Here is a 10,038-nt window from a genome sequence, read left to right on the forward strand (position 1 = left end):
GTACGGGCGGGAGAAGGAAGGACGGGGAAGGCCCCGGGCCGTCAGGAGGGCATGTTCTCCCAGCACGTGGTGCCCCAGTCGTGCTCGTTGTGGACGATGATCTCCATCATCGCGGAGCCGGTGTTGTGGCCGACGATGCCGTCGACGTCGAGCGGCCAGCCCGCCTTGGCGTTGTTCGTCCGCTGGAACTGCATCACGGCGTCCTTGGTGTGCTGGCCGAAGATGCCGTCGACCTTGAGGCCGGCGTTCACGTTCGAGTCGTTCAGCGCCATCTGGACGCACTTGACGCCGACTCCGGTGTCGCCCATGGAGATGTCGCCGGCCGTCGAGTTGGCGCTGGCCGTTCCGCCCAGGGTGACGAGCGCCAGCCCTGCGGAGGCCACCACCACTGCGGCGCGCTTGATCATCGATGACTTGAGCATGGAGGGTCTCCTGAGGTGAGGTACGCCGGCCGCGACCGGCTGCTGCCGTACCGACGCTAGGAGCCCCGCGGTCATCCCTCCAGGGTCCCCCGTCCCTCGCCCGTCCCAGGGACACGCGACGGCCCACCGCCCGTGGGCGGTGGGCCGTACGACGGACCCCTCGTGGGACGCGTCAGCCGGTCGGCACGACGGCACTCTGCGCGCCGCCGGTGACCCGCAGCAGCTCTTCGTACGTCATCGGCACGACGGTGTGCGGGTGTCCGGCCGCCGCCCACAGCACCTCGTACTGCCGCAGCGCGGTGTCGACGACCGTGCGCAGCGGCGCCGGGTGGCCGGTGGGGGCGACGCCGCCGATGGCCTGTCCGGTGGCTTCGCGGACCTGGGCGGCGGAGGCCCGGGTGATCTCGCCCACGACCAACCGGGCGGCCAGGAAGGCGGTGTCGACCCGGTGGGCGCCGCTGGTCATCACCAGCAGCGGTTCGCCGTCGCAGCTGAACACCAGGCTGTTGGCGATCGCGCCGACCTCGCAGCCGAGGGCGGCGGCGGCCTCGGCGGCCGTACGGGCGGAATCGGGGAGGACGACGATCTCACCGGCGACGCCGACCGCCGCCAGCGCCTCGGCGACCGCGAAGCTGCGCACGGGCACGACGGCGATCCGGCGGCGGCCGGGCGGGTGCTGACGGCGGAGCTGGAGTCGACCCGGGCACGGCTGCTCAGCCCGTGAGGGCTCGCCGAGGGACCTCGGCGACCGAGCGGGACGGAGCGGGACGGAGCGTCACACAGTCTTCACACGGCGGCCATCCAGTGGCCGCCGCCGGCACCGACACTGTGTCAGGCAAGATGGAACCCGGCTGCTTCGATCACAAACGGTCAACGCGCGGGTGACATTGTGTCCGGTCCGTGCGCAAGAGCGGCCGAGGCGGCGAACGGGCTTTCACTCCAATCACACGGTATGACTAATATCGCTTCGTCAAAAGCCCGTGCCCGGACGGCCCGCCCCTCACCGGTCGGCCGCCAGCCCCAAGGAGTCTGCTCTGCGCGCGCGTGCGAATCGGCGGCCCCCGACGCCGAAGGCCCCCCGCAGGCGTCCGCGCCTGTCCCTGCGGTCGGCGCTGCTCGTCCTGGCCGTCGTCCCCAGCCTCGCCCTGGTCGCCCTCTGGGCCGTGACCAGCGGCGAAACCGTCTTCGACTTCCAACGCCAGGCCGCCCAGGGCATGCTCGCCCAGAAGGCCGGCCAGCCGTCCAACATCGTCTACTACAACCTCCAGGAGGAGCGCCGACTCAGTGCCGAGGCGCTCGCCCGGCCCGGCGCCAACACCGATCAGCTGCGCCGCCAAAGGCAGTTGACCGACGACGCGGTGCGCCAGTTCCAGGCCCTCTCCGGGGAGAGCACCGAGCACGCCCCCGACAGCGTCCGCAGCGCCGTCGCCGAAGCCCGCCAGGCGATGGGCAAGCTCGCCGAACAGCGCGCCGCCGTCGACAAGGGCGCGGTCGACCAGCAGACCGTCTTCGCCTACTACACCGACCTGATCGCCGTCGACCTGCGGCTGTTCACCGCGCTCAGCCACGTCGACGCGGGCGAGGTCACCTGGGTCTCCAAGACACTGGTCAACTCCTTCTGGGCCAAGGAGATGCTGGCCCGCGAGGACGCCGTCCTGGCCCGCGGCTGGCCCAGCGGCCGGCTCAGCACCGCCGACTACCAGCAGGTCCAGCAGCTGATCGGCGCCGAGGACCACCTGTTCACCGTCCAGGTCGTCCCGTACGTCCCGGACGGCGAGGCGGCCGGCTGGCACGACCTGATGAACAGCCCCGCCTGGCAGGCCAAGGCCGCCGTCGAGCAGCAGCTCACGCGGCCCACCTCCGCCGAGGCCAACGGCACCGTCAAACTGCCCGCCGCCCAGGACCAGTGGCGCCAGGCCGTCGACCAGCTCAACCCGCAGCTGGTCAAGGCGATCGAGAGCCGCACCAGCGCCATCGTCGAGGTCGGCAAGGGAACCATCCTCGACCTGCTCACCCGCGTCGTGCTGACCACCGTCATCGGCCTGGTCACCGTCATCGCCGTCGTCATCGCCTCCTGGCGGATCAGCCGCTCGCTGCGCCGCCGGATCAGGGAACTCCAGACCCAGGCCGAGGAGATGGAGCGCACCCTGCCCGAGGTGGTGGACCGCCTCGGCCGCGGCGAGCAGGTCGACGCCGAGGCCGAGAGCCGCGAGGTCACCACCGGCGAGCACGGCAACGGCACCGACGAACTCGCCCGCCTCGGCCAGGCCCTCAACCTGGCCCGCTCCGCCGCCCTGGAGGCCGCCGTCCGGCAGGCCGACCAGCACCGCGGCTTCGAACGCCTCCTCCAGCGCATCGCCCGCCGCACCCAGCTGCTGATCGGCCGCCAGCTGCGCAAGCTCGACGAACTGGAGCGCAAGCACGAGGACCCGGAGGTCCTGGAGGGCCTGTTCGACCTCGACCACCTCACCGCCCGCCTGCGCCGCTACGAGGAGAACCTCGTCATCATGGCCGGCGGCCAGCCGCAGCGGCGCTGGCGCAAGCCCGTACCGCTGCTTGACGTGCTGCGCTCCGCCCAGGGTGAGGTGCAGGACTACCGGCGGATCATGATCGACGTCGAAGGGCACCCGTGGCTCTCCGAGCGTGCCGTCGGGCCGGTCGCCCACGTGCTCGCCGAACTGATGGAGAACGCCACCACCTTCTCCAAGCCGCCCACCCCGGTCGAGGTCCGGGCCGCCATGGTCGGGCGCGGACTCGCGGTCGAGATCGAGGACCGCGGCCTCGGCATGGACCCGGAACAGTACGACGCGGCCAACGAGCTGATGAGCCGCCCGCCGCGCACCGACGTGCTCGCCCGGGCCGACGACATCCGGCTCGGCTTCTACGTGGTCGCCCGGCTCGCCGCGCTCACCGGCCTGAAGATCGAGTTCCGGCCGTCCGCCTTCGGCGGCACCCGGGTCGTGGTCCTCGTGCCGGACGAACTGGTCATCGACGGCGACGCCGGGCTGCCGGACGCCGCGCCCGTCGAGCCGATCCCGCTGGTCCGGCGCTCGCGCCGGGCGGTGCGCTCCGCCTCCGACGAGGCGCCGCAGCCGCTGGGGCCGCTCGCGCCGCCGGTCGCACCGGTGGAGGCGTTCGGACAGGTCGAGGCCTTCGGGAGCGCCGGGAACGGCGCGGGCCTCGGGAGCGGCGGGACCGGTGCGCCGGTCGAGCCCGTCGCCGCGGTCTTCCAGGCACCGGCGCACCAGCAGGAACAGGCCCACCAGGCCCCGGCGCACCAGCAGCCGTCCCCGTCCGGCTTCCCCGAGCAGCCGATCCAGCACAACTCCCCTTCCGACCCGGCGCCGGTGTACACGGCCCCGGCCGACCCGCACGGCACCGGCACGGCGCCGATCCCCGCCTCCAACGCTCTCGACGCGCCCGCCCCGGCCTACCCGGACATCGCCTACGCCCGGGTCACCGAGGCCGAGGCCCCGTACGCCGACGAGCAGTACCGCCCGGCCGACCACTACCGGCTGGCCGAGCGGCGCCGGGGCCGCGAGTACCCCTCCGCCGTGCCGCTGAGCCCGGTCGAGGGCGGGCAGCCGCCGCTGCCGCAGCGCGTCCGGCAGGCCAGCCTGGCCGCCGAGCTGCGGGTTCCGCCGCCGGCCCGTCAGCAGTGGGTCGACCCGGTCGCCCAGCAGCCCGCCGGCGGCCCGGCCCAGCAGCCCGGACAGCCCGGGACCGGGCGGCCCGTACGACGCTCGGGCGCCACCATCGGCGCCTTCCAGCGCCAGTCCCGCGCCGCCCGGGCCCAGGACAGCGGCGAACACCCGCTGCCCGCCCCCGCCACTCCACCGGCTCCCCCCGCTCTGCCCGCCGGCCCCCCAGCCTCCGCGTCGGTCCCCTCCCCCTGGGCGCTGCCGGCCGCGGAACCCCGAACCACACGAACGGATGACCGCTGATGAACCGCACGACCGCCACCCACCAGGACCTGGACTGGCTGCTGGACGGGCTCGTCGACTCGGTGCCCGGGACCCGCAACGCCGTCCTGCTCTCCGACGACGGCCTCGTGGTCAGCCACTCCCGCACCATCGAGCGGGCCGACGCCGAGCGCCTCGCCGCCGTGGCCACCGGACAGCAGTCGCTCGCCCGGGGCGTCGGCCAGCTGTTCGACGGCGGGCCGGTGCACCAGGTGATCGTCGAGCTCGCCGAGTGCTGGCTGTTCGTCATCGCCGCCGCCCAGGGCACCCACCTGGCCGTGGTCGCCTCCCAGGAGGTGGACGCCGAGGTGATGTCCGTCGCCATGCACACCCTGGTGCAGCAGGTCGGCCAGAAGCTCACCACCCCGGCCCGCGCCGAGGGCGCCCCCGCGTCCTTCGACGCCTTCGCCTCGCGGAACCGGGGCTGACCAGGGTGGGCCCGTACAGCGACGCCCCCTACGGCGAGACGCCCTACGGCGGTGATCCGGTCCGCGGCGAGGGAGAAGCCCGGGCTCGCGGCCGGGTGCCGCACTGGAGCGAGCTGGAGGAGCCGGACGCGGAGGACGAGACGGGCGTCATGGTGCGCCCGTACACCATCACCCGCGGCCGGACCGCGCCCGAGCGCGACGACCTCACCCTGATCACCGTGCTCACCACGGCCGAGGCCGAGGCCGACGCGGCCCTGGCGCGGGGCAGCCGCGCCGGTGCCCGCGGCCTCCAGCCCGAGCACCGGCTGATCCTCGACCGCTGCCGGCGCCCGGCGGCCGTCGCCGAGGTGGCGGCCGGCCTGGACCTCCCGGTCTCGGTCACCAAGATCCTGCTGGGCGACCTGGTCGCCCAGGGCCTGCTGAAGGCCCGGGCGCCGCTCTCGGTGGCTCGCGCCGCCGGGGGCGTGGACCTCGGCCTGCTCACGGCCGTACGCGAAGGACTCCGGAGACTCTGAACGATGGCAACGCCCCACTCCCGCAGTTCCGTCGACGAGCCCGCCGCCGCCCCGGCCGCCGTCAAGATCCTCATCGCGGGCGGCTTCGGTGTCGGCAAGACCACCCTGGTCGGCTCGGTCAGCGAGGTCGCCCCGCTGCGCACCGAGGAGTACCTGACCACGGCCAGCGTCGGCGTCGACGACCTGGCCGGTGTCGACCAGAAGGACACCACCACCGTCGCGCTCGACTTCGGCCGGATCACCGTCAGCCCCGAGCTGGTGGTCTACCTGTTCGGCACGCCCGGGCAGGAACGTTTCTGGTTCATGTGGAACGACCTGGTCAACGGCGCCCTCGGCGGGATCGTCATCGCCGACACCCGGCGGCTCGACACCAGCTTCGCCTCGATCGACTTCTTCGAGAGCCGGGGCATCCCTTTCGTGGTCGCGATCAACTGCTTCCACAGCCACAACACCCGCACCCCGGACGAGATCCGGGCCGCGCTCGACCTCGACCCGCAGGTCCCGATGCTGATCGGCGACGTGCGCGAGCGCGGCTTCGGCCGCGACCTGCTGCTCGCCCTGGTCGACCACCTGATGGACCTCGCCGCCGCCCCCGTCGCCTGAACCGTCGTCCGGAGTCCGTCGGCTGAACCCGTCGTCCGAACCCGTCGGCCCAACCCCCCTTGGAGCGACTCTTCATGACCACCGCACCCCTGCGCGTCCTCGTCCACGGCGGCGGCATCGGCGGCCTCACCCTCGCCACCGCCCTCGCCCGGCGCGGCCACCACGTCGAGGTCGCCGAACTGCGCGACCAGCTGGAGGCCCTCGGCGTCGGCATCATCCAGCCCTCCAACGCCCTGCACGTGATGCGCGAGATCGGCGTGCTCGACGAGTGCCTCGCCGTCGGCTTCGAATGGGAGGTGCTGACCATCTGCGACCCGGCCGGCACCACCCTCGCCCAGATCCCCCAGCCCCGGATGGGCGACGCCCCCTCCAACAACGGCATCCCGCGCCCCGCCCTGGCCCGGGTGCTGGCCGCCGCCGCCACCTCGGCCGGCGCCGGCGTCCGCTTCGGGACGACCATCGCGCAGATCACCGACGACGGCGCCGGGGTCGACGTCACCCTCACCGACGGCCACCGCGCCCGCTACGACCTGGTCGTCGGCTTCGACGGCATCGGCTCGCCGCTGCGCCGCCACCTGTACGGCGACGCGTACGCCCCCGAGTACACCGGTTTCGCCAACTGGCGTGTCACGCTGCCGCGTTCGCCCGAGGTCAAGGGCGTGGTGATGTCCACCGGGAACCTCGAGGCCAAGGCGCTGCTGACACCGATCAGCGAGGAACTCATGTACCTCGGCTCGGTGTTCGCCGAGGCCGAGGACTTCCGCCCGGACCCGTCGACCGCCCACGAGCAGCTCCGGGAGCGGCTGGCCGGCTTCGGCGGCCCGATCGCCGAAGCCCTCGCCCAGGTCACCGACCCGGCCGCGGTGGTCTACTCCCGCATCTCCCAGGTCACCGTGGAGGAGCCCTGGCACGTCGGCCGCATCGCCCTCGCCGGCGACGCCGCCCACGCCTCCACCCCGCATCTCGCCCAGGGCGCCGCGATGGCCGTCGAGGACGCCCTCGTCCTCGCCCAGAGCCTGGACACGGCGGCGGACGTCCCGGCGGCCCTCGCCGCCTGGGAGGAGCGCCGCCGCCCGCGCGCCATGTGGGTGCAGGCGCTGTCCCGGGCGATCCTCAAGCAGGAGACCGGCAGCCCGACCACCCCGGAGGAGGACGAGCTGCTGAAGATCGGCGTCCCCGGCGCGGCCCACTTCCTCGTCAGGCCGTACTGAGGCCGATGCCGTGGTTCCGGGAGCCCATGCGGGGGTTGCGTCCGCGCGGGTTCCCGTAGCAGGCTGGCGATCATGACCGGCTGGTACCACGTCTGCTTCACCGTGCCCGTCCTGGAGGCCGCCATGGCCGACCTCACCGCCGCCGCGGGGGTGAGGTGGAGCGAGCCGGCGGCCGGGCGGATCGGCGAGTGGGACTACCGGATCGTGTTCACGGCCGGGGACGCTCCGCACATCGAGCTGATCGAGGCTCCGTCGGGCGGGCCCTGGGGCGACACGAGTACGGCCGGTTTCCACCACCTCGGCTTCTGGTCCTCGGACGTCACGGCGGGCGCGTCCCGGCTCACCGCCGCCGGGTTCCCGGAGGCGTTCTCGGGCTGCCCGTACGGGCGCGCGTTCGTCTACCACCGGATGGACAGCCTCGGCGCGCAGATCGAACTCGTCGACGCCGCCCGGCAGTCGGACTTCCTGGCGGCCTGGAACCCGGGCGGCGCGGCGATGCCGGTGATCAGCGAGAGCTGATCTCCCGGCGCCGCTTCCAGACCGCCGCCGAGATGCGCGCCAGCAGCCGGGCCGCCGGGTCGGTGCGGTCGCTCCCGTCCGCGAGCGGGCCGGTGTAGCAGACGGCGATCAGGTACGGCGGGCAGTCGCGCGGGTGGACCAGCCCCACGCAGTGCCGGGCGCCGGGCACCCAGCCGTTCTTGAACGCGATCCGGGTGCCCGGAGGCAGGCCGGCCGCGAGGTCCACCCGGAAGTCGTTGCGCTCCAGCAGCGCCAGCAGCTCCGGCTCGTCGCCCAGCGAGCGGAGGAGCCGGACCAGATCACGGGCGCTCACCCGGTTGTGCACGCCCGCGCCGCGCGCCGCGTAGTCCTCGATCCCGCGCGGACTCGCGCTGCGGGTGGCCCCCGCCCGGTGCCACACCTCGGCCACCGCCCGCCGGTCGGTGCGGGCCAGGCAGAGGTTGGTCGCCAGGTTGGAGGAGTGGGTGATCATCCGCTCGGCCAGCAGGCGCAGCGGCACGTGGGTGCCGAGCAGTTCCCAGGGCAGCGGATCGCTGTCCCACTCCGGATCGTTGCCGAACTCGCCGCCCACCGCGGACTCGAACCGGTTCACCACCGGCACCTCGGCATCGAGATCCGCCCCGCCGCGGACCAGCGCGGCCAGCACCGCGACCTTCATGGTGCTCGCGGCATCGTGCAGTTCGTCCGGCGCACGCGTGAACACCGGCTCGGCATCGCCCGCCCAGGGGGCCACCACGACACTCAGCATGGGGCAAAGCGTAGGGGTAGTCAGCCCGGTGGAATCAAACCGGCCGTCACCCGGATGCGCGGGCCACCCGTTGCCATCATCTACAGCTCATTGCAACGCACACTCCGACCGATCATTGCATTCAGCGTCATATCCGTTGCAACAACAGGCAACCCGGCCTTTCCGGTTCCCGGCCCTGGCGCAACGATCGACGTTGACCAATAAGTAAACGCAATGTAGCTTCTACAGCGTTCAGCGATTCCCGAACACTCACCCAGGGGGAGATCACGATGGGCAGGAACAACGGCGGCTTCTCCGGAGCAGGGCTGCGCAGGGTTCGCGACGTACTGGCGCGGCACGTCGACTCCGGACGGATCCCCGGTGTCGTCGCCCTGGTCGGCCGCGGCGACGAGACCCACGTCGAAGCGCTCGGGACGATGAGTCACGACGGCGGCGCGCCGATGCGCCGAGACACCGTCTTCCGGATGGCCTCGACGTCAAAGCCGGTCTCGGTGGCGGCCGCGATGGTCCTGCTGGACGAGTGCCGGCTGCGGCTGGACGACCTGGTGGAGCAGTGGCTGCCGGAACTCGCCAACCGGCAGGTCCTGCAACGGATCGACGGCCCGCTGGACGAAACCGTGCCGGCGAAGCGGCCGATCACCGTACGGGACGTGCTGACGTCCACCTTCGGGCTCGGCATGGATGTGACCGCGCTGGGCACGCCGATCATGAACGCGGTCTTCGAACAGGGGCTCACCCCCGACCTGCCGATGCCCATGCCCGAGCCGGACGAGTGGCTGCGCCGCCTCGGCACGCTCCCGCTGATGCACCAGCCCGGCGAGCGGTGGCACTACCACATCGCCAGCGACCTCCTCGGCGTGCTGGTCGCCCGCGTCACCGGCCGGCCGTTCGAGGACTTCCTCCGCGAGCGCGTCTTCGAACCGCTGGGCATGGCGGACACCGGATTCCACGTGCCCGCCGACCGGATCGACCGGCTGCCGAACCTCTACGCCCCCGACCCGCAGACCGGCGAGTTCCACGTGTGGGACGAGGCGGCGGGCGGACGCTGGAGCAAGCCCCCGGTGTTCCCGGGCGGCGGTGGCGGGCTGGTCTCCACCGTGGACGACTACCACGCCTACTTCCGGATGCTGCTGGACCACGGCGTGCACGGCAGCGAGCGGATCCTGTCCCGGCCGGCCGTGGAGCTGATGACCACCAACCGCCTCACGCCCGAGCAGAACGCCGCCCGCACCGCCATGGCCCTCGACAACGTCCACCTCTCGTACGGCCAGGGGCAGCACGGCGGCTGGGGCTTCGGCATGGCGGTGCGCACCTACCGCGGCGACTACGCGCCCGTCGGCCAGTTCGGCTGGGACGGCGGCAGCGGCGCCACGGCCTACGCCGACCCGGCCAACGGGCTCACCGGGATCCTGCTCACCCAGGTCGGGATGTCCGTCCCCCACTCGGCGCGGCTGATCCACGACTTCTGGACCACGGTCTACCAGGCGATCGAGGACTGACACCGGCCCGTACGACGCGAGGAGTGGGGGGGGGGGGCCGGCCCCCCCCCCCCCCCCCCCCCGCCGACGGGGGGTAGAGGAAAGAGCCCGCGGGCGGCCGCGGGGCCCCCCCCCGGGGGGGGGGGGCCCCC

Annotated in this window: 10 protein-coding genes; 7 read left to right on the forward strand and 3 right to left on the reverse strand. The window is 73.2% G+C overall.

The window, feature by feature from the left end:
• Window positions 1–41 precede the first annotated feature (41 nt).
• A complete protein-coding gene (locus ACH4J0_RS07655) occupies window positions 42–422 on the reverse strand; it encodes a peptidoglycan-binding protein (RefSeq protein ID WP_396237243.1) in 381 nt (126 codons plus the stop codon).
• A 172-nt stretch (window positions 423–594) separates the two neighbouring features.
• Window positions 595–1,068, reverse strand: coding sequence for a YbaK/EbsC family protein (locus ACH4J0_RS07660; RefSeq protein ID WP_396237245.1), 474 nt, complete (start codon window positions 1,066–1,068; stop codon window positions 595–597).
• Window positions 1,069–1,585: 517 nt separating this feature from the next.
• On the opposite strand from ACH4J0_RS07660, the gene ACH4J0_RS07665 reads away from it, so the two are divergent.
• The 6 genes from ACH4J0_RS07665 to ACH4J0_RS07690 all read left to right on the forward strand — a co-directional run bounded on the left by ACH4J0_RS07665 (window position 1,586) and on the right by ACH4J0_RS07690 (window position 7,660).
• Window positions 1,586–4,366, forward strand: coding sequence for a nitrate- and nitrite sensing domain-containing protein (locus ACH4J0_RS07665; protein WP_396237247.1), 2,781 nt, complete (start codon window positions 1,586–1,588; stop codon window positions 4,364–4,366).
• Window positions 4,366–4,812, forward strand: coding sequence for a roadblock/LC7 domain-containing protein (locus ACH4J0_RS07670; protein ID WP_396237249.1), 447 nt, complete (start codon window positions 4,366–4,368; stop codon window positions 4,810–4,812). The genes ACH4J0_RS07665 and ACH4J0_RS07670 overlap by 1 nt, the downstream gene beginning before the upstream one ends.
• Before the next feature lie 5 nt (window positions 4,813–4,817).
• On the forward strand, window positions 4,818–5,327 hold the full coding sequence (locus ACH4J0_RS07675) for a DUF742 domain-containing protein (RefSeq protein ID WP_396237251.1): 510 nt from the start codon (window positions 4,818–4,820) through the stop codon (window positions 5,325–5,327).
• 3 nt (window positions 5,328–5,330) lie between these two features.
• The gene (locus ACH4J0_RS07680) at window positions 5,331–5,930 is read left to right on the forward strand and encodes a GTP-binding protein (RefSeq protein WP_396237253.1); all 600 of its coding nucleotides are present in this window, start codon (window positions 5,331–5,333) and stop codon (window positions 5,928–5,930) included.
• Between the two features lie 74 nt (window positions 5,931–6,004).
• The gene (locus ACH4J0_RS07685) at window positions 6,005–7,141 is read left to right on the forward strand and encodes an FAD-dependent monooxygenase (protein ID WP_396237255.1); all 1,137 of its coding nucleotides are present in this window, start codon (window positions 6,005–6,007) and stop codon (window positions 7,139–7,141) included.
• A gap of 72 nt (window positions 7,142–7,213) precedes the next feature.
• Complete coding sequence (locus tag ACH4J0_RS07690; protein ID WP_396237257.1) at window positions 7,214–7,660, forward strand: VOC family protein; 447 nt, start codon at window positions 7,214–7,216, stop codon at window positions 7,658–7,660.
• Here the strand turns inward: ACH4J0_RS07690 and ACH4J0_RS07695 are convergent.
• Window positions 7,647–8,408, reverse strand: coding sequence for a serine hydrolase (locus tag ACH4J0_RS07695; protein WP_396237259.1), 762 nt, complete (start codon window positions 8,406–8,408; stop codon window positions 7,647–7,649). The two genes, ACH4J0_RS07690 and ACH4J0_RS07695, sit on opposite strands and share 14 nt — an antisense overlap.
• A gap of 269 nt (window positions 8,409–8,677) precedes the next feature.
• On the opposite strand from ACH4J0_RS07695, the gene ACH4J0_RS07700 reads away from it, so the two are divergent.
• Window positions 8,678–9,907: a serine hydrolase domain-containing protein gene (locus tag ACH4J0_RS07700; protein ID WP_396237262.1), complete on the forward strand. Its 1,230-nt coding sequence runs from the start codon at window positions 8,678–8,680 to the stop codon at window positions 9,905–9,907.
• Window positions 9,908–10,038: the final 131 nt, after the last annotated feature.

This window comes from Kitasatospora sp. NPDC017646 (genome assembly GCF_044329365.1).
Lineage (GTDB): Bacteria > Actinomycetota > Actinomycetes > Streptomycetales > Streptomycetaceae > Kitasatospora.

What these genes read in the sequence shown, in the direction of transcription:
- ACH4J0_RS07690 (WP_396237257.1), top strand. Translation starts at nt 7,214, where the DNA reads ATGACCGGCTGGTACCACGTCTGCTTCACCGTGCCCGTCCTGGAGGCC.
- ACH4J0_RS07655 (WP_396237243.1), bottom strand. Translation starts at nt 422, where the DNA reads ATGCTCAAGTCATCGATGATCAAGCGCGCCGCAGTGGTGGTGGCCTCC.
- ACH4J0_RS07670 (WP_396237249.1), top strand. Translation starts at nt 4,366, where the DNA reads ATGAACCGCACGACCGCCACCCACCAGGACCTGGACTGGCTGCTGGAC.
- ACH4J0_RS07700 (WP_396237262.1), top strand. Translation starts at nt 8,678, where the DNA reads ATGGGCAGGAACAACGGCGGCTTCTCCGGAGCAGGGCTGCGCAGGGTT.
- ACH4J0_RS07680 (WP_396237253.1), top strand. Translation starts at nt 5,331, where the DNA reads ATGGCAACGCCCCACTCCCGCAGTTCCGTCGACGAGCCCGCCGCCGCC.
- ACH4J0_RS07685 (WP_396237255.1), top strand. Translation starts at nt 6,005, where the DNA reads ATGACCACCGCACCCCTGCGCGTCCTCGTCCACGGCGGCGGCATCGGC.
- ACH4J0_RS07695 (WP_396237259.1), bottom strand. Translation starts at nt 8,408, where the DNA reads ATGCTGAGTGTCGTGGTGGCCCCCTGGGCGGGCGATGCCGAGCCGGTG.